Source organism: Algoriphagus sp. (genome assembly GCF_046296635.1).
GTDB lineage: Bacteria > Bacteroidota > Bacteroidia > Cytophagales > Cyclobacteriaceae > Algoriphagus.
The window spans coordinates 20,915-44,977 of sequence record NZ_JBKBKZ010000028.1; the positions used below are offsets into that span (position 1 = coordinate 20,915).

23 protein-coding genes and 3 tRNA genes are annotated in these 24,063 nt (G+C 40.7%); 4 read left to right on the top strand and 22 right to left on the bottom strand.

All coding sequences use genetic code 11. From position 1 onward, the window contains the following. Window positions 1-19: 19 nt before the first annotated feature. The 6 genes from hemE to truA form a co-directional block, all read right to left on the bottom strand. Window positions 20-1,045, bottom strand: a complete 1,026-nt coding sequence (gene hemE / locus ACK4HU_RS17600; RefSeq protein ID WP_409808984.1) for a uroporphyrinogen decarboxylase — start codon at window positions 1,043-1,045, stop codon at window positions 20-22. A gap of 103 nt (window positions 1,046-1,148) precedes the next feature. Beyond that, on the bottom strand, window positions 1,149-1,709 hold the full coding sequence (locus ACK4HU_RS17605) for a collagen-like protein (RefSeq protein WP_409808986.1): 561 nt from the start codon (window positions 1,707-1,709) through the stop codon (window positions 1,149-1,151). Window positions 1,710-1,781: 72 nt separating this feature from the next. Then, window positions 1,782-2,294: a hypothetical protein gene (locus ACK4HU_RS17610; protein WP_409808988.1), complete on the bottom strand. Its 513-nt coding sequence runs from the start codon at window positions 2,292-2,294 to the stop codon at window positions 1,782-1,784. A 3-nt stretch (window positions 2,295-2,297) separates the two neighbouring features. Then, window positions 2,298-2,879: a hypothetical protein gene (locus ACK4HU_RS17615; protein ID WP_409808989.1), complete on the bottom strand. Its 582-nt coding sequence runs from the start codon at window positions 2,877-2,879 to the stop codon at window positions 2,298-2,300. Between the two features lie 34 nt (window positions 2,880-2,913). Then, window positions 2,914-4,686, bottom strand: coding sequence for an ABC transporter ATP-binding protein (locus ACK4HU_RS17620; protein ID WP_409808991.1), 1,773 nt, complete (start codon window positions 4,684-4,686; stop codon window positions 2,914-2,916). 6 nt (window positions 4,687-4,692) lie between these two features. Further along, window positions 4,693-5,502 (bottom strand): tRNA pseudouridine(38-40) synthase TruA, encoded by an 810-nt coding sequence (gene truA / locus ACK4HU_RS17625; RefSeq protein ID WP_409808993.1) that lies wholly within the window; start codon window positions 5,500-5,502, stop codon window positions 4,693-4,695. A gap of 51 nt (window positions 5,503-5,553) precedes the next feature. Here truA and ACK4HU_RS17630 point away from each other — a divergent pair, with 51 nt between their 5' ends. Together ACK4HU_RS17630 and ACK4HU_RS17635 are read left to right on the top strand one after the other, a co-directional pair. Then, window positions 5,554-6,036 (top strand): DUF4293 domain-containing protein, encoded by a 483-nt coding sequence (locus ACK4HU_RS17630; protein WP_409808995.1) that lies wholly within the window; start codon window positions 5,554-5,556, stop codon window positions 6,034-6,036. A gap of 358 nt (window positions 6,037-6,394) precedes the next feature. Then, on the top strand, window positions 6,395-7,495 hold the full coding sequence (locus ACK4HU_RS17635; RefSeq protein WP_409808996.1) for a trans-sulfuration enzyme family protein: 1,101 nt from the start codon (window positions 6,395-6,397) through the stop codon (window positions 7,493-7,495). Window positions 7,496-7,617: 122 nt separating this feature from the next. On the opposite strand, the gene ACK4HU_RS17640 is transcribed toward ACK4HU_RS17635, so the two are convergent. Next, complete coding sequence (locus ACK4HU_RS17640) at window positions 7,618-9,573, bottom strand: M1 family metallopeptidase (RefSeq protein WP_409808998.1); 1,956 nt, start codon at window positions 9,571-9,573, stop codon at window positions 7,618-7,620. A 154-nt stretch (window positions 9,574-9,727) separates the two neighbouring features. On the opposite strand from ACK4HU_RS17640, the gene ACK4HU_RS17645 reads away from it, so the two are divergent. Beyond that, window positions 9,728-11,554: a TonB-dependent receptor gene (locus ACK4HU_RS17645; protein ID WP_409809000.1), complete on the top strand. Its 1,827-nt coding sequence runs from the start codon at window positions 9,728-9,730 to the stop codon at window positions 11,552-11,554. A gap of 208 nt (window positions 11,555-11,762) precedes the next feature. Here ACK4HU_RS17645 and ACK4HU_RS17650 read toward each other — a convergent pair whose 3' ends face one another. The 15 genes from ACK4HU_RS17650 to lpdA form a co-directional block, all read right to left on the bottom strand. Then, on the bottom strand, window positions 11,763-11,987 hold the full coding sequence (locus ACK4HU_RS17650) for a GIY-YIG nuclease family protein (protein ID WP_409809002.1): 225 nt from the start codon (window positions 11,985-11,987) through the stop codon (window positions 11,763-11,765). A gap of 72 nt (window positions 11,988-12,059) precedes the next feature. Then, window positions 12,060-12,134: transfer RNA gene (locus ACK4HU_RS17655), tRNA-Val, on the bottom strand. A 179-nt stretch (window positions 12,135-12,313) separates the two neighbouring features. Further along, a tRNA-Val gene (locus tag ACK4HU_RS17660) sits at window positions 12,314-12,388 on the bottom strand. Window positions 12,389-12,567: 179 nt separating this feature from the next. After that, window positions 12,568-12,642: transfer RNA gene (locus ACK4HU_RS17665), tRNA-Val, on the bottom strand. A 454-nt stretch (window positions 12,643-13,096) separates the two neighbouring features. Next, the gene (locus tag ACK4HU_RS17670; RefSeq protein WP_409809004.1) at window positions 13,097-14,359 is read right to left on the bottom strand and encodes a replication-associated recombination protein A; all 1,263 of its coding nucleotides are present in this window, start codon (window positions 14,357-14,359) and stop codon (window positions 13,097-13,099) included. A 138-nt stretch (window positions 14,360-14,497) separates the two neighbouring features. Next, entirely contained in the window at window positions 14,498-14,797 is a 300-nt protein-coding gene (locus tag ACK4HU_RS17675; RefSeq protein WP_409809006.1) for a HigA family addiction module antitoxin, read from the bottom strand. Window positions 14,798-14,807: 10 nt separating this feature from the next. Then, window positions 14,808-15,089: a type II toxin-antitoxin system RelE/ParE family toxin gene (locus ACK4HU_RS17680; RefSeq protein WP_409809009.1), complete on the bottom strand. Its 282-nt coding sequence runs from the start codon at window positions 15,087-15,089 to the stop codon at window positions 14,808-14,810. Window positions 15,090-15,154: 65 nt separating this feature from the next. Beyond that, window positions 15,155-16,168 carry a threonine aldolase family protein gene (locus ACK4HU_RS17685; RefSeq protein WP_409809011.1) on the bottom strand — a complete coding sequence of 338 codons (1,014 nt, stop codon included), beginning with the start codon at window positions 16,166-16,168 and terminating at the stop codon, window positions 15,155-15,157. Window positions 16,169-16,188: 20 nt separating this feature from the next. Continuing rightward, entirely contained in the window at window positions 16,189-16,647 is a 459-nt protein-coding gene (locus tag ACK4HU_RS17690) for a DUF2721 domain-containing protein (protein WP_409809013.1), read from the bottom strand. A 50-nt stretch (window positions 16,648-16,697) separates the two neighbouring features. After that, entirely contained in the window at window positions 16,698-17,915 is a 1,218-nt protein-coding gene (locus tag ACK4HU_RS17695; protein ID WP_409809015.1) for a hypothetical protein, read from the bottom strand. A 321-nt stretch (window positions 17,916-18,236) separates the two neighbouring features. Then, complete coding sequence (locus tag ACK4HU_RS17700) at window positions 18,237-19,397, bottom strand: hypothetical protein (protein ID WP_409809017.1); 1,161 nt, start codon at window positions 19,395-19,397, stop codon at window positions 18,237-18,239. Between the two features lie 31 nt (window positions 19,398-19,428). Continuing rightward, complete coding sequence (locus tag ACK4HU_RS17705; protein ID WP_409809019.1) at window positions 19,429-19,650, bottom strand: hypothetical protein; 222 nt, start codon at window positions 19,648-19,650, stop codon at window positions 19,429-19,431. A 117-nt stretch (window positions 19,651-19,767) separates the two neighbouring features. After that, the gene (locus ACK4HU_RS17710) at window positions 19,768-20,592 is read right to left on the bottom strand and encodes an anti-sigma factor domain-containing protein (protein ID WP_409809021.1); all 825 of its coding nucleotides are present in this window, start codon (window positions 20,590-20,592) and stop codon (window positions 19,768-19,770) included. Beyond that, complete coding sequence (locus ACK4HU_RS17715) at window positions 20,592-21,125, bottom strand: RNA polymerase sigma factor (RefSeq protein ID WP_409809023.1); 534 nt, start codon at window positions 21,123-21,125, stop codon at window positions 20,592-20,594. Before ACK4HU_RS17715 ends, ACK4HU_RS17710 begins: the two co-directional genes overlap by 1 nt. 81 nt (window positions 21,126-21,206) lie before the next feature. Beyond that, entirely contained in the window at window positions 21,207-22,604 is a 1,398-nt protein-coding gene (gene lpdA / locus ACK4HU_RS17720; protein WP_409809025.1) for a dihydrolipoyl dehydrogenase, read from the bottom strand. Between the two features lie 293 nt (window positions 22,605-22,897). On the opposite strand from lpdA, the gene fabG reads away from it, so the two are divergent. Further along, window positions 22,898-23,644, top strand: coding sequence for a 3-oxoacyl-[acyl-carrier-protein] reductase (gene fabG, locus ACK4HU_RS17725; protein ID WP_409809027.1), 747 nt, complete (start codon window positions 22,898-22,900; stop codon window positions 23,642-23,644). Window positions 23,645-24,063 lie beyond the last annotated feature (419 nt).

Below are 24,063 nucleotides of genomic sequence, written 5' to 3' on the forward strand. Positions count from 1 at the left end.
AATTCGAGAGGTGACTAAATCACTTGAATTCCTTTACTGTCTGAATGAATACTTTTACCATTTCCGGATTAATATCGGGATATACTCCGTGACCGAGATTGGCAATGTGGCGTGATCCTCGGAACTGCTCCATCATTTCAATTGTAGCTGCCCGAACTTGATCAGGATTACCATAAAGCGCCGCCGGGTCTAAATTTCCTTGAAGCGTTTTAGAGGACCCAATTAGTTTCCTTGATTCTGCAATCCCCATATTCCAGTCCAGTCCGATGGTTTCGCAGTTAAGCTGCCCCATTTTTTCTCTGGCAAAAAATGCGCCTTTTGCAAATACAGTCATCGGGACTTCTGTGATCGCATCGCAGATTTGGGAGATGTAATTCAATGAGAATTCTTGGTATTGTTTTGGTCCCAAAATCCCCGCCCAACTGTCAAAAAGCTGCACCAAATCTACTCCGGCGCGTATTTGCGCCTTAAGATAGTTAATCGTGGAATCAGTGATTAACTGAAGTAATTTATGAGATAAGACTGGATCGCGATACAACATTTCCCGTGATTTGGAAAAAGTTTTACTTCCGCTTCCCTCGACCATGTATGCAAAAATCGTCCAAGGAGCACCGGCAAAACCAATCAGAGGAACTCTTCCGTTGAGGGCTTTTTTTGTTATCTGAATTGCATCAATGACGTATTTCAAGTCATTTTCTCCATCAGCAATTCTCAATTTTTTCAAATCTGACTGGCTACTTATCGTTTTAGGAAACCATGGCCCACGCTTTTCTATCATTTCGTATGGCAAACCCATTGCTTCGGGGATGACCAGAATGTCTGAAAAAATAATTGCTGCATCCACATCCAAAATATCTACAGGCTGAATAGTGACTTCTGCTGCCAAGTCTGGACTTTGTGCTAGTTCGATAAATCCACTCACAGAGTCACGGACAGCCCGGTATTCTGGAAGGATTCGTCCAGCTTGCCGCATTAGCCATACAGGCGTTCGCTCTGTCTTTTCACCTCTCGCTGCACGAAGCAGCAAATCATTTTTGAGTTGCATAGGCGCAAAGATAAGGACCAAATTACTTTTGGGAGGGTTCAAAAAATAAAAAAACAAAGCCCGGAAGTCCGGGCCATGTTTGAATTAGGTGTTGGTTTCCTTCTTAGTTCTTCTTTTTGACCTCAATTTTTTTGAAATCCGAATCGGTTATGCCCAACATTTTGGTAACCGCCTCATAGTTGTTGAAATCAATTCTGCTACTTGGGAAGTCTGAAGGAACAACCACAATTCTAAAAACTTGATTTTGTGTCCATGCATCATCAAGGGTTTTAAAGTCAACAGTTCCATCTAAAAAAAGACGAACGTCTAATTGTGTGAAATCATAATTATATACCAGAGGGCCTCGCTGAAAGAAAACCGTTTGGGGAAGCGCTCTCCAGATTGGCCTATTTTGGACTACATCCCAAAGGATATAGGTTATTATTACATCGCTTTCAACCAGTTCATTTGGAAATTCAAGAAAAGCTTCCCAATCTCCAGCTTCGGTAAAATCAACTTCTGCTTCGTAAGTAGTTGCTACTATATTGACACCCGGAGCGCCTGGTGCACCTTGTGGTCCCTGCGCACCTTGTGGTCCCTGAGGCCCTTGCAGTCCTTCTGGGCCTTCACATGACACAAATACCAATAACATGGAGAGGCCAAAAATTGAAGTAAAATTTCGCATGATTTTAGATTTTGTTTTCACCTTCCACGGCAGGTTTCATGCCAAGGTTTTGTTTACTAAAAAAAGAATTCGCTAACGAATTGGTGCAATTACCTGAACTTCAGATTCGCTAATGATCTTGTCAATGAAAATGCCTGAAAGTGAAAGGCTTTGTTGCCTAGCTGCTGCCTCTAGCTTCTCTTTAACTTTAAGAGGTCCGGGCATCACCCATTTATTGCCTTTGATGGTGGCTAGTAGGAATCTGGACTCAGTAAAAATCATCGATTCAAGATCTGCCGGCGGGAAAGGTAAATCGAGACCTACAAAAACTTCCATTGTATCCAATTTGCCACTAGGTTCCTGAAAATAAATAGTGTGAATTTTCTTTCCCGGATTTAAGGAAAGGAGTGTTTCAATTGATTTAAATGTGATGGCCAATTCCGCATCCTGTGGTTGTCCCTTGAAGGACTTTCCCGCAAGCTGTGGAGGAGAACTTTCAACTAATTCGATTTCGATTGGGTTATTACCTCCTAGTCGGTCATATATGAAATAGGTTACAATGAAAATCGTCAGTATAACGATTAGACTTACTCCGATTTTTTTCATCGCTTAAAAAAGATATCGAATTCCAATTCCGCCTTGACCTTTAAAATTGATTCGATCAATTAATTCTAAAAACATACCTACTTCCACAAAAACACTGATTGGTGTATTGTCAAAATAATACTCAGCCCCGGCAAATATCTCAGGACCAATGTCTAGGTTAGTTCGCTCTTCTCTCAGGATGGATGGATTGCTAGGAGTATTTTGGAAATAAGAGTACTTCACATTGGTAGTTCGTAGCTGTACGCCCGCACCACCATAGCCTAATAGAGAACCTTGGGTGATTTCAAAAACATCCGTGATGTCCTCATGAAGCGCCATCCGGAAGTTGACGGAGACTCCTCTGCTTGCAGAGTGAGTTTGGTAAAAGGAATTCGAAGTAGGAGGATTTTTTTCAAATGCCTTTCTGTAGTAATCCGAGCCATTGACTCCGGCACCGCCAAGCATAATTTCAAAGGATAGATAATCTTCTATAAAGTCCTTGTAGGTCAAGGAAAGAGGTTCACCTAGACGAATTCCTACGCCTCTTTCCTGCGCATAACCAAGAAATGGGCCCAGAAGAAATAGAAAAAGAATACAATACTTCACTTTTATAAGTTTTGGTTCAGTTCTTTTTTTAGCACTAAATCGCCATCATTTTTAGCTGCATCTGGTGCAGCTGAGTATAATATCCACCCAATTCGAGTAGCGAATCATGTGTCCCTGATTCTACGATTTCTCCTTTGTGAAGGACAAGAATTTTATCAGCTTTTTGGATGGTTGAAAGCCTATGTGCAATGACAATGGACGTCCGACCCTTCATCATTTTCTCGGTAGATTCCTGAATGAGTTCCTCGGTTTCACTGTCTACAGAAGATGTAGCCTCATCCAAAATCAGGATTTCAGGATTGTAGACCATCGCTCTGACGAACGAAATCAGCTGTCGCTGACCTACTGATAAGGTTGCCCCTCGCTCCATGACATTATAATCCAGTCCCCCAGGTAAGCGTTCGATGAATTTTCTGGCACCCACATTTTCCGCTGCTTCTAAGACTTGCTCCCTAGAAATAGACGGGTTACCCAGTGTGATGTTGTGGTAAATACTGTTGGAGAAAAGAAAAACATCCTGCAAGACTACACCGATGTGCTTGCGCAAAGTTCCTAATTCAAATTCTCGGATCTCTGTGCCATCGATGAAAATCTGCCCTTTATTGATTTCGTAAAATCTGGAAATCAAGTTTATAATGGAGGATTTTCCTGCGCCTGTAGCTCCTACTAAGGCGATGGTTTGACCAGCTTTCACCTCGAAGTTGATGTTTTTAAGTACATAATCTTCATCTACATAGGCAAACCAGACATTTTCCAGGCGGATATTTCCCTGGATTTTTTCCGGTTTATGGCTTCCCTCATTTGCAATATTATCAGTGCTGGCCAATAATTTGAAGATTCTGGAAGAGCTGACCACCCCCATTTGCAGGGTATTGAATCGATCAGCGATTTGCCGAATAGGTCTAAAAAAAAGCTGAAGGTACATGATGAATGAGATCAGTACCCCGATTTGCATCTCAAGTCCCAAAACTCCCACTGCCCCATACCACACTACCAAGCCGATGCCGATGGCTTGAATGATTTCAGCTACAGGAAAGTAAATGGAGTAATACAATACAGAGCGGATATGTGCTGTCCGATGTTCCCGATTGATGTCTTTGAATTTTTCGAATTCCCGCTGCTCTCGGTTGAATATCTGCACGATATTCATCCCGGTGATGTGCTCCTGAAGGAATGAATTCAGATTGGAAACCGCATTTCTCACATCATTAAAGGTGACTTTGATTTTCTCCTTAAATACATAAGTTGAAATGATCAACAATGGAAGTGTACACAAACTCACCAGAGTCAGCTTCCAGTCGATGTAAAACATTACCCCCAGAATCGTGATAATCTGTAGCAAATCGCCAATAATCGCGGCTAATCCCTCACTGAAGACATCCGCCAATGTTTCAATATCGGATACATTTCGAGTGACTAAGCGGCCAATTGGCGTATTGTCAAAAAACTTCAACCGAAGCTTAAGCAAATGCTTATAAAGCCTCACTCGGATATCTTTAATGATGACTTGCCCTATCCAGCCTGAATAATAGGTGTGTGCCCATTGCACGAGCGCCTGAAGAATCATTAGTCCTACAAGGATGTAAATGATCCGAAGTAATCCTCCCGAATCTCCAATAGCCACATAATCATCAATAGCAATCTGGATAAAATAAGGTCGAGTGGGTGCCAAAATCGCCATAGCAATCGTCAAAAACACCAGAAAGTAAAACTGCGCCTTGTATGGCTTTACGAAAGAGTAAAGCTGTCGCAGTACTTTCATGTCGACGATTTCGCCTGACGATTCTTTTTCTTTTTCTAAGCTCAAGGCTGTTTAATCTAGGTAAATGTCTTCTGGGTAAACGATTTGACTGAGGAAAAGTCCTTTAGCAGGTGCAGCTTTTCCGGCAATGGCACGGTTTCGGGCTAGAATTAATTCATCCATTTCCTCGACTTTTCTCAACCCAAGCCCCACTTCCATCAAAGTTCCAACAATTGCCCGTACCATACCACGCAAAAAACGATTTGCGGTTATATGAAATAGCAATTGGCCGTCCTTTTGTTCCCAGTGGGCTGATATAATTTCACATCGGAAGTGCTTGACCTCGGTATGCACTTTGCTGAAGCACTCAAAATCCTCATGGCGGAGTAAAGCTTTTGCAGCCTCATTCATTTTTTCCACATCCGGACTGTGGAAGCACATCCAAGCCAAGTCATTCAGAAACGGGTTTTTCCTGAAAATAATCCGGTAGACGTAGGATCTTCTTCTCGCATTAAATCGAGCATGAGCATCTGGGTTCACCTCACGAATCGTGTGGATGGATATTTCCTTAGGCAAAATGGAATTAATCGCTTTCAGGAAATTTTCTCCTGGCAGACTGTCAGCCAAATCAAAGTGGCAAACTTGCATCGAAGCATGTACTCCCGTGTCAGTTCGCCCACTACCGGTTACATATATTGGCTTTCGAAAATAGGTGCTAAGGGCAGTTTCAAGACATTCCTGCACTGTAAACGAATTTTTTTGAATTTGCCAACCATGAAAAGGGGTGCCCTTATAGCTCAATTCCAGGAAATACCGCTTGGTCTCACTCATACTGCTGCAAAGATACAATTCCCTATCAAATCCTCTGGGAGACTTTTCCATTCTTGGTTATGATTGGATTTGATCTTTTCTTTGCCAAAAAAAAGTGATAAAATGATTCAACGCCTTCAAACAATATTTCTTTTCCTTGTGGTAATAGCCATGGGAGTTACCATTGGGACACCGCTCTGGGAGCAAGTGGACACAGGTTCAGGTACTGGTGATTCCTGGAACCTTACTGCATTTATGTTGACAAATTTGGATTCATCAGGGGAGGAGATCCAATCCTCTTCCAAGTGGTACATCGCGGCATTGGCTTCTTTCGCAGGGCTTTTAGCGTTGATTTCTATTTTCCAATACAAGGTCCGCTCCAGGCAAATGATGCTCAACATGATCAATAGCTTAATTATGGTAGGTCTGGTTGCAACGGTTTTTTTGACTACCAACGGAATTAATCAGGAAATTGCAGCAGAGGTAGCCGGGGAATATCAGATTGGTTTTTGGGCTGTACTTATCGGCATGGTCTGTAATATGCTTGCCAACCGATTTATCCGAAAAGATGAAGCATTGGTTCGGTCGGTGGATAGGATTAGATAGAGGAGAGTCTTAAGACACAAGATATAAGACACAAAAATAAAGATAACTGAAGTTTCCTCAATATATTTTAAAATCAGAAAGCCAGTGATATGCTGGCTTTCTGCTTTTGAATAAGTTTTATCCTATTACCAGAATCGTATTCCGATAGTTGGATAGAATGTCTTCAGATTTTCGGTCGGAATGACTCCAACCTGAAGTGAAATGTTTGCATTCAGTTTCCGCTTATAGTAGGCTCGCATTTTAAAAGAGGAGAAAAAATCAGAAATGGTTGGAATCAGGTTTACTCTTTAAGGAAATTTTAGAAATATGGGCAAACTCAAGAGAGACTTTTCTAATTTCAATTTTAAAAACTATAATAATGCGATTCGAAACCCTTACCATACACAAAGGAAATCTAATTACTGACTCAGCAAAGCCTGTTGTCCAGCCAATAACGCTCAGCACAACCTTCGAGCATGGTGCGGGAGAAATGATGTACTCCCGAGCTAACAATCCCAACCGGAAAGCGCTAGAAGATGTACTTGCAGCAATGGAAAAAGGTGCGGATGCTGCAGCATTTGCCTCGGGTAATGCTTCCGGAACGGCTGTGTTCCAAGCTTTGGAGCCGGGGTCTCACATCGTGGCTCCTGACGATATGTATCATGGTTTACATAATTCGATGGTACAGCTCTTTGCAGGGATATTAGAAGTGAGCTTCGTTGACATGAGTAATCTCGAAGAAGTTAAAAAGGCCATTCGACCCACAACCAGACTTTTTTGGGTAGAAACCCCTTCTAATCCGCTTTTGAAAATCACAGATATCAGGGAACTTTCAAAGCTTGCAAAAGCTCAACATGCAATCCTCGCTTGTGACAACACCTTTGCCACATCGGTCTTTCAAAACCCGATTGATTTGGGTGCAGATATCGTCATGCATAGCAGTACAAAGTATTTTGGCGGGCACTCCGATATTTTAGGAGGAGCTTTGATTACCAAGGAAGTCAATCCTTTTTGGGAAAAGATTAAAATTGTCCAGCGTGTCGGCGGAGCCGTTCCTTCTCCCACGGATTGCTATATGCTCTGCAGAAGTATTCGGACTTTGGCCTATCGAATGAAAGGCCATGCAGAACATGCGACGATTTTGGCGGAATACCTTTTGAATCATCCCAATGTAGAGAAAGTCTTTTATCCGGGATTGAAATCCCACCCAGGTCATGAGATTGCCGCTTCGCAAATGAGTGGATTTGGCGGGATCATTTCATTTATGGTTAAAGGAGATGCTAAACGTGCAGACGAAGTCGTTTCCAAGCTTCGATATTTCGCAAATGCTACGAGCCTTGGAGGAGTAGAAAGTCTTATTGAGCGACGAGCTTCTGTAGAAGGACCCGATACCAAAACTCCGCAAAATCTGCTGAGAGTATCGGTTGGGTTGGAGCATACGGATGATTTGCTGGAGGATTTGGAGCAGGCCTTGGAGTAAGAATTGAAAGATTACAAGATTGGAAAATTAAAAAATTAGGTTTCGCACCAAGTCTACTTTTTATAATAGGGAAAAGAATTCTTAAAAAAATAGCTCCCAAATTTAAGTGGGAGCCATTTTCATTATTTATACAGTGTCACTGGCCAAAGGTCGTTGCCAAGGTTGATGTCAGTGGTAACCTTGTCAGGATCGATTTCCACAGATTTAACTTTTTTGCTGGTTTTGTGGAGGTAAGACCAGGTATTTCCTCTTTGCCAGATCTCCACTGGGAGTTTGATGCGCTCTTTGGTATCATCGTCATAGACGACTTCCAATAGAACCGGCATAGGGAAATCTCCCTTGTTTACCAGATTTACAAGATAATTTCCTCCATAGGGCTGTACCGAGGTAATGCCTAAGTCGATATTTCCATTTCCATAAAACCAACCTTTCCAAAACCAGCTGAGGTTTTCCCCAGCTACATTTTCCATGTGATTGAAAAAGTCATTCGGTTGTGGATGCTTGTATGCCCAAGTTTTGATATATGATTTGAAGGCATTGTCAAATCGCTCTTCACCCAAAATATATTCTCTTAGCATAATCAAACCAATAGCAGGCTTCATGTAAGCTACCATTCCAAGATTTCGGGTATCAGTTATATCAGGGTAATTGTCGATCCCCTCACGTCCTTCATTTGAAAAATAATTATTGAAACGACGGGTTTCTGTCAAGTTTGAAGGATATTCTCCATTATTGAAGGCATTGGAGCTGTAGTGGTTGATGAAGGTGTTGAATCCTTCGTCCATCCATGCATAGCGACGTTCATTCGTGCCGACGATCATCGGGAACCAGTTGTGCCCAAATTCATGATCTGTCACGCCCCAAAGCGACGCACCTTTGGAATTGTAATGACAGAAGTTTAAACCAGGATACTCCATTCCACCAATCTCGGCGGCTACGTTTGTTGCGGCTTCGTAAGGGAATTCAAACCATTTTTCGGAGTAATATTCGATAGAAGCCTTGGTGTATTCCGTTGATCGAGTCCATGCATCTTGCCCATTACTTTCCATCGGATAGACAGATTGAGCAAGGATTGTCTTGCCAGAAGGCAAACTGATCTTGGAAGCATCCCAGATAAAGGAGTCAGAAGTTGCAAAGGCTACGTCCCTAGCATTTTGAATTCTGAAATGCCAAGTTACTGTGCCGCTTTGTTTTGGACGGGTCAATTGAGTGTTTTTGATTTCGTCTGGAGTGATCAAATAAATTGTAGTATCACTTGACATGGCTTTTGCCATTCTGTTTTGAATCTCCTTGCTCAGAACTTCATTCGGATTCATCAGTTTGCCAGAACCTACGACAATGTGGTCATAGGGCACGGTTACTTTGTAATCGAAATTGCCGTATTCCAGATAGAATTCACCTGCCCCCAGGTATGGTTCCACATTCCAACCTTCGATATCGTCAAATACAGCCAATTTTGGATACCATTGAGCAAAGGCATAGATCCATCCGTCTTTCACTTTCAATCTCCCCATTCGATCCATGCCTTTTTGAGGCACTTTGAAAGAAAAGTCCATGGAAACAGTCGCCTTGCCGCCTTTGGCAGGAATCGGCTCTGCAAACCAAACTTGCATTCGCGTATCATCGATCAGGTGTTTGGCTGAATTAGCTCCTTTGGCACCAACCTTTGCAATTACATTACTGATGTTGTATCCTCCGTCAATATCTCCATTGTAGCGATTTCCTTGAATAGGAGTGGTCAATGTACCTCGGGAATCTGGAGTAAATCGATTTTGCTCCAGCTGAAGCCAAATGAAATCCAGTGTTTCGGGGCTGTTGTTTGTATAAGTGATGGTGACTTTTCCGGAAAGGACATGAGTCGAATCATTCAAACTTACTTCGATTTGATAATCTGCAGCATTTTGCCAGTAAGCTTCTCCGGGTTTGCCCGAGGCAGTTCTGTAGCTATTTCCTGTTCGGTCCAGAAATTCTCCAAAATCTTTTTGATTGTTCTCTCTTGCCTGCTGTCCAAAAGTGGATATACTCCCCGATAATAGCAGGAGAGTCATCATCCACCCGATTAGTTTAAATTTTATCATTTTCTTTCAATTTGCTGCCAAAATACGGACTCTGAGCAATTGAACGGATGCTTTTTTTCAAAAGGGAAATTCATTAACCAAATTTTAGATTCAGATTTTGGTTGGAGCATGAAGTAAAAGGACTTTATCTTTGGCCAAAATTCTATCATCCTAAATGAAAAAAGCACTCCTAATCGGCTGTTTAGCCATTTTATCGGTTCAAGTTTATTCCCAAACAGACACGACTGCTCAAAATTTAAATGAAATAATTATTCAGGAAAATCGAATTCAGATTCCATTTTCGAAGCAAAGCAGAAATATTTCTGTAATAGATCGGCAGCAAATCGAAACTTCCCCGGCAAGGAGCCTTCAGGAGGTGCTGAGCTTTGTGCCCGGAGTGGACGTCAGACAACGAGGCGTTTCGGGAGTACAGGCGGATATCGGTATTCGGGGAGGAACATTTGATCAGACGTTGATGCTGCTAAATGGAATTAAGCTTTCAGATCCACAATCAGGGCACCACATGATGAATATTCCCATTCCATTGGTGAACATCGATCGCGTGGAGGTGCTGAAAGGTCCGGCTTCGAGAATCTTTGGACAGAATGCTTACACCGGGGCGGTCAATGTCATTACGAATTTGAGTGATACCAAGAGTCTTAAGTTGCAAGGTTATGGAGGAGATTTTGGGATGAAAGGGATTAACCTAGCTGGTTCGCTTCCGGCAGGGAAATACAAGCAAAACTTAGCGGTTTCCTATGACGAGTCGAATGGCCATCAGTACAATTCCGACTATCAGGTGAGCAATATTTTTTACGAAGGAGGATTGGATCTCAATGCCAAAAACTCAATTCGTGGAATGATCGCTTACACGGACCGGACTTTTGGGGCGAATGGATTTTATACTTCAGCTTTCCCCGACCAATGGGAAAGTATCCAAACTACCCTTGGTGCCTTGAGTCATACTTTCAATCATCAATCTTTATCTATTAATACACGGTTGTATGGAAGACGAAATGTTGATGAGTATCGGCTTCGGAGAAATGAACCTGCGTTTTTTCAAAATAATCATACCTCCGATGTTTTTGCCCTCGAGACAAACGGTAGCTATAAAAGTAAATTGGGTGTGACCGGTTTTGGACTTGAACTGAGAAAAGAGCAAATCGTAAGCAATAACCTCGGAGATCACGAAAGAAGTTTAATAGGGCTTTTCTTGGAGCAATTGGTCAACTTAGGTGATAAAACCGATCTCCGTGCCGGGGTCTATTCCAACTACTATTCAGAATATGGATGGAAGCATTTTCCGGGTTTGGAAGTTGGCTACCAAGTGTCAAATGCCATCCGACTTTATTCAGGAATTGGTTCAAGTTTCCGAATCCCAACCTATACAGATCTATTCTATGCAGGTCCGACAAACATTGGAAATCCTGATTTACAACCAGAGCAGGCAAGATCTTTTGAGTTTGGAGGGAAATGGACGCATTCCAATTGGAGGGGTGAATTGGTGTATTTCAATCGCTACTCTGAAAGCGTAATCGAATGGACCAGAACAAGTTCAAATCAGCCATGGCAGCCTCAAAATTTCAATGAAGTAGGTTTTAACGGTATTGAGGCATCCACTAATTATCGAGTTAACCCAAATGGTAAAGCTGTTCAGATCAAGGAATTGATGGTTTCCTACAATTTCATCGACGCGAATTTCACTACTCAACCGGGTTTGGAGTCCCGCTATGCATTGACTGCTTTGAGAAATCAATTGATTGGAGGTGTTTTGGTTGGACTGGGTGAAAAAGTAGAGTGGAATACCAAAATGCGCTATGTAGAGCGGATCAGTTTAGATCCTTATTTCTTGTTGGATATGAGAGTGGACTATAATCGGCTAGGAAAGTTGGGATTCTTTGCTGAGGCTTCCAATATCACGAACACTGATTACATCGAGGCTGGGACAGTTCAAATGCCTGGGAGATGGTTCAGGGCTGGGATAATGGTTAATCTGGAATAGAGAGAATTTGTTTCTCACAGATGTCACAGATGGACACAGATAAATTAAAATCGAATGTTAGAAATGACATTCGATTTTTTGTTTTCGTAGCTAAAAAAAAGGAAATAAAAAAGCCTCAGATTTCACCGAGGCTTTAGTGGGAGTTGAGTCCCGAAAGCTTTCGGGAGAACCCCCGACCCTCCCGATTGTATCGGGATGCTCTGAACCATCAGGGTAAATCTTTAATTAATTCTTCAATTTTTTTCTTTGATTTCCATGATTTTACAGACCTCTCCCTGGCATAAGCACTCGATTTGTCAGGAAATTTTTCAATGAAAACCAGTTTCCAGTCTGCTTGATTTCCAGTGAATCCTTTATGGTTTGAATTGTGCTTTCTGATTCTCTCCTGTATCTCCTCACAAGTATGACCAATGTAGAATTTGTCTTTCGACATTGAAAAAAGGATATAAAATGAACATGGCATAGTTAAAAATAAAAAAAGCCTAAGATTTCTCCTAGGCTTTAGTGGGAGTTGAGGGATTCGAACCCCCGACCCTCTGCTTGTAAGGCAGATGCTCTGAACCAGCTGAGCTAAACTCCCAAGATGTTTTGGTTCACTTTAAAGTAGGATTTGAATCCCGACTCTCCCGATGTAGTCGGGATGCTCTGAACCAGCTGAGCTAAACTCCCAAGATGTTTTAATTCACGATAGAAAAGATCTTATCTCATTTCTTTATCCAATTTGTATGCTCTGAAACAACTGAGCTAAACTATAAAATGTGGGAGTTGAGGGATTCGAACCCCCGACCCTCTGCTTGTAAGGCAGATGCTCTGAACCAGCTGAGCTAAACTCCCAAGATGTTTTGGTTCACTTTAAAGTAGGATTTGAATCCCGACTCTCCCGATGTAGTCGGGATGCTCTGAACCAGCTGAGCTAAACTCCCAAGATGTTTTAATTCACGATAGAAAAGATCTTATCTCATTTCTTTATCCAATTTGTATGCTCTGAAACAACTGAGCTAAACTATAAAATGTGGGAGTTGAGGGATTCGAACCCCCGACCCTCTGCTTGTAAGGCAGATGCTCTGAACCAGCTGAGCTAAACTCCCAAGATGTTTTGGTTCACTTTAAAGTAGGATTTGAATCCCGACTCTCCCGATGTAGTCGGGATGCTCTGAACCAGCTGAGCTAAACTCCCAAGATGTTTTGGTTCACTTTAAAGTTGGATTTGAATCCCGACTCTCCCGATGTAGTCGGGATGCTCTGAACCAGCTGAGCTAAACTCCCGTCTCTTATCAAACGGATTGCAAAGGTAGATTCTAATTTTTTACAGGCAAATAAAATGTTTGATTCGTTTGCAATTGTTTGAAAATGAGGGGTATTTTTTTTTGTTTTCTTCAGATGAAAATGATTTCCCGCAGATTTACGCAGAAAAAGCCGCAGATTTCCACAGATTTTTTGGGTAAAAATTTAGCACTTGTATTCGATTATAGATCAAATGGGGCCAAGTACAAATCCTTTCATCAAGCCTCGTAAATCGTACTTCTTAAATCAAAAATTGCATTAATAGCCATACTTCCCTTTCCATTTCCCGGACAGATATTTCCGCAACTCGTTTTCACGAGCATTTTCTCCGGGTTCATAGAGTTTGGTGCCTTTGATTTCATCGGGTAAAAATTCCTGAGCGACAAAGTTGCCTGGGAAGTCATGGGAATACATGTAGGCTTTTCCATAGTTAAGATCCTTCATCAGTTTGGTTGGAGCGTTTCTGAGGTGAAGGGGAACTGACAAGTCTCCTTTTTCACGGACCAAGGCTTGGGCTTGGTTGATGGCCATGTAAGAGGCGTTACTTTTCGGAGAACTCGCCAAATAGGTCACGCATTGGGAAAGGATGATTTTCGCCTCCGGATAACCGATGATTTTGACGGCTTCGAAGCAATTGGTAGCTAAGAGCAGTGCATTTGGATTTGCATTTCCGATGTCCTCCGAGGATAAGATAACTAGTCGTCGTGCGATGAATTTTACATCTTCTCCGCCCTCGATCATCCGGGCCAACCAATAGACAGCAGCATTTGGATCTGAACCGCGAATAGATTTGATAAATGCCGAAATGATGTCATAATGCTGTTCGCCGGATTTGTCGTACAGCGCAACTTTTTGTTGTGCGATTGTCATCACGATTTCATCTGTGATTTGGCAAGGGTTCTCGTTGATTCCGTCAATTACGATTTCTAGGAGGTTGAGTAGTTTTCGACCATCGCCGCCTGAGATTCGAAGCAAGGCATCGATTTCCTTAAGCTCTACTGTAATTTTCTTAAGCTCGACATCTTTTTCCAAAGCCTGATGCATCATCGCTTCCAGTTCGGGTTTGCCCAAAGCATTCAGGGTAAAAACCTGACATCTAGACAGCAAAGCCGCATTGATCTCAAAGGAAGGGTTTTCTGTTGTCGCACCAATAAGGCGAATGGTTCCTTTTTCCACTGCGCCAAGTAGTGCATCTTGCTGAGATTTATTGAAGCGGTGGATCTCGTCTATAAAAAGAACCACTCCTTGTTGAAACCTTGCTTTTTCGATCACTTCACGGATATCTTTCACGCCGGAACTGATGGCACTTAAAGTGTAAAATGGGGCTTTGATCTCATTGGCGATGATGTTTGCGATCGTAGTTTTGCCCACTCCTGGAGGTCCCCAAAGGATCAAAGAAGGCACATTTCCAGACCTGATAGCTTTGTGAAGAAAAGAGTTGGGGGAGGATAAATGCTCCTGACCGATCAAGTCTTCCAATCGGGTAGGACGCATGCGTTCGGCTAGGGGAGTGGGGTTCATTTTTTTAGAGGCAAGAGATTAGAAGCAAGAAAGTATCAAGTAGCTAGATTTTAGTATCAAGAAATGGAGCCGATAGGCAAGAATCAAAATGGGTTGATTTGTGAATAGAAACGCAAATTAGAATAAAAAAAAGGCCTTTTAGGCCTGATTGTAATCGAATGGAGTGATTGAATCAATCGATGTTTGTTTGGTGGTTTTTTCTTCCTCAAGATCAAAATCATCCTGAAGCCCAAGCCAGAATTTCGGGGAAGTACCAAAAAATCTGGAAAACCTCAACGCTGAATCTGCGGTAATCCTCCTTTTTCCCTGAATGATTTCAGAGATGCGAGTTTGAGGAATATGAGTTTCTTTGGCAAGTCTGTAAGCGGAGACTTTCATTGGTTTTAAGAATTCTTCCGACAGAATTTCTCCAGGATGGATGTTTTTAAGATTTTCCATTATTTTGATATCAATGATAATCCACTATTTGAACATTAAATGATTGATTGCCTTCCCATGTAAAGATGATGCGCCATTGTTTATTGATGCGAATACTAAATTGGCCCGATAAATTTCCTGAGAGTTTTTCAAGGTGATTTGATGGGGGAATTCTTAAATCATTTATGTTTTGAGAGTTATTGAGCATTCTAAGTTTCCTTCTTGCGATTTCTTGAATTTCATTTGGGAGTTTAGCCGAACGGGTTCCATTCCAAACTTTCTCAGTTTCCTTGTCGCCAAAAGATTGTATCACTAGTTCTGTTTTACGATACTAACGTTTGAAGTTAGTAATTGATTTCAAAATTCAAATACCGAATCTCAAATTTCTTTTACCCTTCTCCCAAACTCCTCCAATTGCACATCATCAAAATCCAAGTGGGTAACAAAACGTACAAGATCTTTTCCGAATTTGACGGATTTGATGTTTTGCTCCGCCAGCTTTTTCATGAATTCCTCTGGAGTAGTTCCCTGCAATCTTGCAATCACAATATTGGTTGCCACGGGGAAAATCTCCGAAACGTAGGGGAGTTTGCTAAGCATTTCTCCTAGAGTTCTGGCTCTTGCATGATCCTCCTTTAGTCGTTCGACTTGATGATCCAAAGCATAAATGCCAGCAGCAGCGAGAAATCCTGCCTGTCGCATTCCTCCACCGAAAACCTTACGGACCTTTCTGGCTTGTTTAATATCTGCTTTTGATCCAAGCAATGCCGAACCAATCGGACAGCCTAATCCCTTACTCAAGCAAATCGAAATCGTGTCAAACTGAGCGCCCCAATCGGCAGGACTGTCGCCAGTTTCCACCAAAGCATTGAAAAGTCTCGCACCGTCCAGGTGAAGTTTGATACCTTTTTCCTTGCAAAGCGCATGAATTGGCTTGATTTCATCCAGAGTATAAATGCTGCCTCCACCTTTATTCATCGTGTTTTCCAGCGAAACCAAGGTAGTCTCCGGAGCATGCACATCATCAGGATTGATGGACTCTGCGATTTGTGATGCAGTGATTTTCCCCAGATCTCCCGGTAAAAGTTTGACTGAAGCATGGGAATTGGCCATGATTCCACCACCCTCATAGAGGTAAATATGGGAATATTGATGGCAGATCACTTCCGTCTGAATTCGAGTGTGGAGGCGAATGGCAATCTGATTGGTCATGGTGCCAGAAGGGCAAAATAGCGCTGCTTCCATTCCAAAAAGGGTTGCAATCTTCTCCTCCAGCGCATTGACTGCCGGATCTTCTCCAAACACATCATCCCCCAACGGGGCGGAAAACATGGCGTCTTTCATTCCCGGAGTCGGCCGGGTTACTGTATCACTTCTTAAATCAATCAACATGGGAGAAATACTTTGATTTTTTACTCATTTTCATTTTTAGGATCTTTTTTAAAGAAAATATCTAGGCTGCTTTTCCGCTTTTCGAAGATTTTTTCCATATCTGAAAGCTCCAGGTTCAATGCTTTGGTTGAAATCTGGATTTCCACCAAGGAAATCATCAAAGAAATCAGAAGCGAAAGCATGCTAGCTACAAATACCCAATTGGCAGCAAGGGTGTAGCCTAGAAAAAGCAAATACATACAAACGATGCACATTAAAAAGCTGAAAACTCCAAACAGCTGCATGTTTTTGATAAGCGTCAATCGACGGCGGAGATTGTGAATCTGCTCAACGATTAGCTCGGATTCCGGTTCAGAGCGATAGTTTTTGTGCAAACCACGAATTAGGGTGGCAATGGCCAAAAATCGATTCGTGAAAGCCAACATCAATAAGGTAATGGCTGAAAAGAGCAGGGCAGGAGTGGAGAGTTGGAGTTCCATTTTTTAAAGATAAATGGAATAACTTGTTTAAATCTGAGTGTCTACTAAAATTAAGGGTTTGGAGATTTAAACTTTAAATAATGTTCGACGTAAACTGGCTCGAAAAAAGTATCAGTATAAAAAATTCTTAGGTTTCTGTTTTTTTCTCTTGTGATTTGGTATACAGGTGAAAATTTATTTCCTATCTTTTTAAATTCAAGAAAATTTTCAAAATATATTTTTCCTGATTCATATTCAGCTTTATCTACCTTGTGGCTAAATAATCTAGACTTTAACGTAAATTGATATTTATAATGCAATCTTGTTAGAGCTAGGTCTTCCATGTCTATCCAAATTTTACCAGTTGGGTTATACCAGTTTGACACACCTTGACCAGCAATGGAAATTGGTGGAGATTTTCTATTTGGTAAAATTTGAATAAAATAACAAGCTCTTCCCGAGATGGTATCAAGACTTAACAGCTTAAATTCATGATTGATAAGAAAATCTTCATTAAAGTATCCATAATGATCAAATTCCTGATTTTTTGGAACGTTTGAAAAATATGGGTTAATCCTTAGCGTTCTTATTGAAGAATAGAAAGTCGAGAAATAACAATCTATATTACTATAAATATCACAATCTGTTTCTGAAAGATAATCTGTTCTATTTATTTTATATTCTTTTAGTTTTTGTTGAATTGTAGATGCTCCATTTTGAGCATTAATTTCCTTTAAAAAATTGTATTTTGATGGATTGGTAATGGTTTTTTTCTGAGAAAACTTCATATTAAAAAGATCATGGTCCGTAAATTTCCCGTCATTAATTGTTGTAAAAAATGATTCATTACCAATCGTATAAGAAGTGCTATCTTGAATTTCAACTGGAAATTGAATTTTTTCATGAGTCACTTCGAAGTTTGCAAGAGCAATTCTGACTATTTCTCTCCCATCTGTAATATTAATTTTATCTGCTATTATTTCGAAATCCTTCAATTGTACCTCTAATGGCTCAAGCTTTAAGGTAATTTGGTTTTTATTTTTGATTGCGATTTTGCCATTAAGAATTTTAAAATTAAAAGCAAAAGCAGAAAATTCACAAATCTCTTCCGCAAGATTAACCTTTAACATTCCAAATTCATTTGCTTCAAATCTTTTGTTGCAAATATCTATCTGTACCATAGGTATGGCAAGACCTGTATACATATCAATAAACGTGAACTCTAGGCTTTGAGATTTTGAGTAGTTAAATAATAAAATAAAAATGAATGTTAATGATTTATATTTCATTTTATACTTTCATTTAGCGGCTTTAAAATTTTTTTCGCTTTTAGATTAATTATTGTTAATCCATCGAATTGAAAGGGAAAGCTGTAATAAATCCTGCCGGAATCCACTATGATTTCGTGCTGATAATTTACTTCATTTGGGTTTGACAACTCTATGAGTTTTACATTATAGTTGTTGTAGTATTTTGATATAATGGGGTCCGCTTTGGTATTGCAGAATTCACAACCGTATTTATCGTAAATTAGAATATACTCATATTCATTATAGTTATGGAAATTAATTTCTTTGAAGTATTCTAAGTGTAAATTAAAATTTTTTAAGTCAGTGTTTTCTTGACATTTTTGAAAAATCAATATGCCTGTAATAATGAAGACTATCTTCAATTTTTTCATTTTCGATTGAGTTTGCTATTCTTAAACTAGAACTAAACGGGATGGAGGCATTCATAAGTAATTCTCCATTTCTAAATTTAATTTCTGAAGTTATTGCAAATGATGTATCCATTATTATCAGGGAACTTTCTCGTGAATTCCACGATTTTAAACGGCCTTCCGCTGAAAGGCTTTCAAAAGGATGCATAAAAATTATCGATATTAATTTTGATCCTTTATGAAAATTTAAATCTGAAAAGGTAGTGATACTTGAACGGTAAGTTGCGTTTAGGAATTGATCTTCGTGAATTCTGGATGAAGCTAATGGTGAAGTTTTCTCAACATATTGACTTTTTATTGGATGAAACTTAGGAGTTGATTTTGGTGAATCTAAATTTATTTGAATAAGAAAAGGATAAAATGGGTATATAATAAGTAAATTAGAATTGATAACCTGATAATATGGAGAGTAAAAATCAGTATTTACTTCATTATTCCCTAAATAAGCTGCGATTGAGTTCATTTCACCTAAAAGTAATAATTCGTTGGTAAGGGTATTTACTTGTAGGAATTGAGGCAAGCTTAGGAAATCGCTATTTTCAAGCAGACCAATTGGTCGAACATTGACGTAGAGGTTTCCATCATGAAAAATTGGTTTGAGAGGTAGAAACTCAAGCAATTCATATTTTTCTAGTATAGGTTTATTAAAATCAAATTTTTCAATCAATTCACCTGAACTATTTATAAGTGATATTTCCTTACTACTTGGCTGCAAAAGAAAAATGCTGTCAAGATTATGGATAAAGAATGAAGAAGGATTTACGCTGAATTCTTTTTCTTTTAACTTTATAGCATATGATTTTTTAGGTTCTAAAAGGTTGATTACATCAATTTTGGTTTTATTTATAAAGGGATTCATCCCAAACAATAAGGAATCATTATATATCTGGGTAAAAGAATATCGATTGTACTGATTTTCCATCAAGGGAGTAAAGATGTTTTCGAGATTTGTTGCGTTCTCTGAAAAATGATCTTTTGATCCAATAAAAATTGTTGATCCATTCTTATCAGAACAAGACCAAATTATGATAAGAATGCTAATTGCTAGCATTCTTATCAAGTAATAGTGGGTCGAGGTTTTCTTATCCTCCAATCGTAGGTGGGGCATATGATTTAGTGTCTCCAACGATACACTTTTTGGTAAGTAATGAACTTGCACACACTGCACCTACCGGGATAGACCCTCCCTGGTAAACATCAATCCATTTACCTCTCGGAATTCCGGCGTCGGCCTTGGACTCGGGATTTGAGAATCCAATTGCACCAACAATTAAACATAACGTGATTACTGATTTTTTTATCAAAGTAAAATTGGTTTTAGTTAATCAAAAAAAAAAAAATAAAGTTAAAAATGCAAACCTTTTTAAAAAAAAAAGCCCGCTTTTTGCAAAGCAGGCTTTGGGATTTTCATACTAAGTAAGTTAAGCAACTTCTCCTAACACAACCAACTTTTCTAGGGTTGGCGCTTTGGATCCGCCTTTTGGCTCGATGGTAATCGCAAAGACTCCTGCTTCTGCGACAGCTTGCATCTGCTGAAGGGTGAATTTCTCTCCAGGATTAACTAAACCAATTCCCACGGGACCGTCTTTGCCGATTGCCCAGAGTTGGTAGTCGAATTCTGAGGAAAGAGAGTTCAAATTGTTCACCGCAACGAAGACTTCTTGCTTGCTTTGATCCCAGAAGACATCCACTTTAGCGTCTTTCTGCATCTCAAAACCTTCGCCTTTCATTTCCACTCGTTTGAAATCACCGGCTATCAAGCGATCCAATCTGGAATCTGTCTCTTCGTATTGAAGTTTGACTTGATTAAAGTTATCCGCCATCACTTGCTGATCTTGCAGCAAAGCGGTGAATCTTTCATCTACGTCGTAATACTTACCTGCGAAATAAATCGCCGCGGCACTCGCTAATACTGCCACTAAAGATGCTGCTACTGCAAAGTTTTTCCAAGGGGAAAGCTGTACCACCTTGGTTTCTGCCGGTTTTGCCGCTGTTACCTTTTTAGGCGCTTCTATTTTGAAGTCTGATTCCAAACTTTCAAATATTCGTGCTTTGATCTCTGGTGAGGGTGATGGTCCTGTCAAATGGTCAAAGGAATGCATTGCTTCCTCCAACTCATCCAATTCCTTTTGGATTTCGGGATAAGTTTTTGCCAGGGTCAGGACTTCCTCACGCTCGCGCTCAGTCAACTCTCCCAATAGGAAGAGTTCAAGTTTACCTGATGCTATGTATGATTGAATATCCACTAGATTCTGTCTAAGTTCTTTTTTAATACTTGAAGTGCAGCCCTGACACGGGATTTGACTGTACCGAGAGGAATGTCATATTCCTCCGAGACCTCCGAATGCGTGTATCCTTTGAAGTATATATGGTCTATGATAAATCGTTGATCCTGATTTAAGTTATTGATCAACTCCTTTACTCCTATCGCCTCTACCTGCTCCATAGTTCCTGACTGACTTTCAAGTCCATATACGAAGTCATCAATTCCGTTGGTCTTAGCAGATTGTGAAATTTCTTTGGAGCGAAGTTTGTCAATGGCTGAATTGCGGCAAATATTAGCCATCCAAGTATATAAACGGCCTTTCGACTCCTCGTATGAATCTATTTTTCGAGTGATTTTAATAAATGAATCGTGAAAAATCTCTTCCGCAATGTCTGGATCAGAAATAATTCTTGAAATCACAGAAAACAAAGCACGTGAATATTTCTCATAGAGATATTCCGTGGTTTTCCGGTCTTTGGCTCTTAAGCCTTCGATAAGTTGTTCTTCCTGCAAAGGTCAATGGGTTGAAATAGAATACGCTTAAAAATAGAACACCAAGCTGAAAGTTTTAGCTTGGTGTTCATTTATTTTCAATTAAAGATGAATTACTTCATCGTAAGCTGCTGCCGCTGCCTCCATTATTGCCTCTGACATCGTCGGGTGTGGATGAATGGTTTTAATCAAATCATGCCCAGTAGTTTCCAGTTTGCGGATCGCAACGATCTCAGCGATCATTTCGGTTACGTTGGCTCCAATCATGTGAGCGCCGAGGAGCTCTCCATATTTTTTATCAAATACCAATTTCACAAATCCGTCCTTCGCTCCTGCTGCCGAAGCTTTTCCGGATGCTGAGAATGGAAATTTCCCCACTTTTACTTCATATCCAGCTTCCACAGCTTGTGCTTCTGTAAAACCTACCGACGCGATCTCCGGGGAGCAATAAGTACAGCCTGGGATATTGTTGTAATTTATTGGTTCCGGGTGGTGACCGACAATCTTTTCTACGCATGTGATGCCTTCAGCCGATGCGACATGCGCCAATGCTGGTCCAGGGATCACATCCCCGATGGCATAATATCCCGGCATATTGGTTTTGTAGTATTCGTCAACTTTGATTTTGCCTCGCTCTACCAAAATTCCAACATCCTCCAAGCCGATGTTTTCCAAATTGGAAACTACACCAGCTGCGGAAAGGACAATTTCACATTCCAGCGTCTCTTCACCTTTGGCGGTCTTCACAGTCACTTTGCAACCGGCACCTTTGGTGTCCACTGCCGTCACTTCCGAAGCGGTCATGATGGTCATGCCAGCTTTTTTGTAAATTTTTTCTAAAGTTTTGGAGACTTCCGCATCTTCTCCAGGGACGATTCTATCCATGAATTCCACGATGGTTACCTTGGTTCCAATGGAGTTGTAGAAATAGGCGAATTCCACCCCGATAGCTCCTGATCCTACGACAACCATTGTTTTTGGCTGCTTTTCCAAGGTCATGGCTTTTCGATATCCTATGATCTTTTTTTCATCGATTTTCAGTGATGGCAATTGTCTAGCTCGGGCACCTGTAGCGATAATGATGTTATCAGCAGCGTAAACTGTCTTTTTTCCTTCTTTGTCTTCAACTTCTACTTTTTTACCGGGCTGGATTTTACCCCATCCGGTGATGACTTCGATTTTGTTTTTTTTCATTAAAAACTGCACGCCCTTGCTCATTCCGTCGGCAACACCTCGGCTTCTTTTTATCATTCCGGTGAAGTCTGCATCAGCACCTTTCACTGTGATGCCGTAATCTGCCGCATGATTGATATATTCAAAAACCTGTGCGCTTTTCAGCAAAGCTTTGGTTGGAATACAACCCCAGTTGAGGCAAATGCCTCCTAACTCAGCTGCTTCCACGATGGCAGTTTTCAGTCCGAGTTGAGAAGCACGAATCGCTGCTACATAGCCACCCGGTCCACTTCCCAGCACGATCAAGTCAAATTTTGTCGAAGACATATCTAATTCTTGTTTGATTACAAATTGAAACTCTGCAAAAATAGGCCTTTTGGCTTCAGAAAAAAATCCGAGTTCCCACATGGCTTTTACTTCAAAACCCTCTAAAACTGAAATAATTAAGCTTTTTAAGGGAAAATTTTAACAAATCATTAATCCTCCCACTTATATTTTGCGAAATCAATTTTTAGAGATTTAATACTTTGGTTTTCAATTTAAAACCGATTTGATAAATTTTGGAAAAGCAGAAATCTGAGCTTTTTTTCTAATTTTGGCCAAACAAAATTTTACACTTCATGGGATTACTCACAGGGAAAACCGCATTGATAACAGGAGCTTCAAAGGGAATAGGCAGGTCTATTGCTATTCGATTTGCAGAGGAAGGGGCAAATGTTGCCTTCACTTTTTTGTCCAGTGTGGAAAAGGGCCAGGCACTTGAGGGAGAATTGGAAGCTTATGGAATTAAGGCTAAAGGCTATCGCTCCGATGCATCGGATTTCAAAGCTGCTGAGCAATTGATTACTGACGTGGTGGCTGATTTTGGTGCCTTGGATATTTTGGTGAATAATGCCGGCATCACCCGAGACAACCTTCTGATGCGAATGACTGAAGAAGCTTGGGACGAAATCATGAATGTGAACCTGAAGTCCTGCTTCAATACCGTAAAAGCGGCTTCACGCACTATGATGAAGGCCAAAGCTGGTTCCATCATCAACATGACTTCAGTTGTAGGAGTGAAAGGCAATGCCGGTCAGGCAAATTATGCGGCATCCAAAGCCGGAATCATCGGTTTCACGAAGTCAGTGGCTTTGGAACTAGGATCAAGAAATATTAGATGCAATGCGGTGGCGCCGGGATTTATTGAAACTGAAATGACCGGGGCTTTGGATGAAAAGACGGTGCAGGGCTGGAGAGATGGAATACCGATGAAGCGTGGCGGACAGCCGGAAGAAGTAGCAAATGCCTGTGTGTTTTTGGCTTCCGATATGAGTAGTTATATCTCAGGACAGGTGCTGCATGTGAATGGGGCGATGTATACCTAAGTACGATTTAAGATTTATGATTTACGAGCGGCTGGGGAGATTTAGTCGTTTTGTTTCCCACAGATCTTCACAGAAAAACACACAGACCTGCCTGCGGCAGGCAGGTTTTCACGGATTTATACAAAACCCAATTGGCCTGTGTGAAATCAAATTGAAATTCAGGATTATGAATTGGAATGCGGCTTTAGCCCATTCCTAAGAGGATTATTATCCAAATGGGGCTTTAGCCAAAGATCAGTCGTTTTTTTATTTCCCGCAGAGCAACGCAGAAAAAGACGCAGATCGGCGCAGATTTATAAACGACCAAATTGAATTGAGTGAAATCCAATTGAAAATACAGAATTATGAATAGGAATGTGGCTTTAGCCCATTCCTTAAAGAATTATGATCTAAATGGGGCTTTAGCCAAAGATCAGTCG

Coding starts and splice junctions, on each gene's coding strand:
- ACK4HU_RS17685 (WP_409809011.1), bottom strand. CDS start 16,168: ATGTTGATTGATTTAAGAAGTGATACAGTAACCCGGCCGACTCCGGGA.
- ACK4HU_RS17650 (WP_409809002.1), bottom strand. CDS start 11,987: ATGTCGAAAGACAAATTCTACATTGGTCATACTTGTGAGGAGATACAG.
- ACK4HU_RS17670 (WP_409809004.1), bottom strand. CDS start 14,359: ATGAACCCCACTCCCCTAGCCGAACGCATGCGTCCTACCCGATTGGAA.
- ACK4HU_RS17640 (WP_409808998.1), bottom strand. CDS start 9,573: ATGATAAAATTTAAACTAATCGGGTGGATGATGACTCTCCTGCTATTA.
- ACK4HU_RS17700 (WP_409809017.1), bottom strand. CDS start 19,397: ATGCTAGCAATTAGCATTCTTATCATAATTTGGTCTTGTTCTGATAAG.
- ACK4HU_RS17675 (WP_409809006.1), bottom strand. CDS start 14,797: ATGGAAAATCTTAAAAACATCCATCCTGGAGAAATTCTGTCGGAAGAA.
- ACK4HU_RS17610 (WP_409808988.1), bottom strand. CDS start 2,294: ATGAAAAAAATCGGAGTAAGTCTAATCGTTATACTGACGATTTTCATT.
- hemE (WP_409808984.1), bottom strand. CDS start 1,045: ATGCAACTCAAAAATGATTTGCTGCTTCGTGCAGCGAGAGGTGAAAAG.
- ACK4HU_RS17630 (WP_409808995.1), top strand. CDS start 5,554: ATGATTCAACGCCTTCAAACAATATTTCTTTTCCTTGTGGTAATAGCC.
- ACK4HU_RS17605 (WP_409808986.1), bottom strand. CDS start 1,709: ATGCGAAATTTTACTTCAATTTTTGGCCTCTCCATGTTATTGGTATTT.
- truA (WP_409808993.1), bottom strand. CDS start 5,502: ATGGAAAAGTCTCCCAGAGGATTTGATAGGGAATTGTATCTTTGCAGC.
- ACK4HU_RS17635 (WP_409808996.1), top strand. CDS start 6,395: ATGCGATTCGAAACCCTTACCATACACAAAGGAAATCTAATTACTGAC.
- fabG (WP_409809027.1), top strand. CDS start 22,898: ATGGGATTACTCACAGGGAAAACCGCATTGATAACAGGAGCTTCAAAG.
- ACK4HU_RS17645 (WP_409809000.1), top strand. CDS start 9,728: ATGAAAAAAGCACTCCTAATCGGCTGTTTAGCCATTTTATCGGTTCAA.
- ACK4HU_RS17695 (WP_409809015.1), bottom strand. CDS start 17,915: ATGAAATATAAATCATTAACATTCATTTTTATTTTATTATTTAACTAC.
- ACK4HU_RS17690 (WP_409809013.1), bottom strand. CDS start 16,647: ATGGAACTCCAACTCTCCACTCCTGCCCTGCTCTTTTCAGCCATTACC.
- lpdA (WP_409809025.1), bottom strand. CDS start 22,604: ATGTCTTCGACAAAATTTGACTTGATCGTGCTGGGAAGTGGACCGGGT.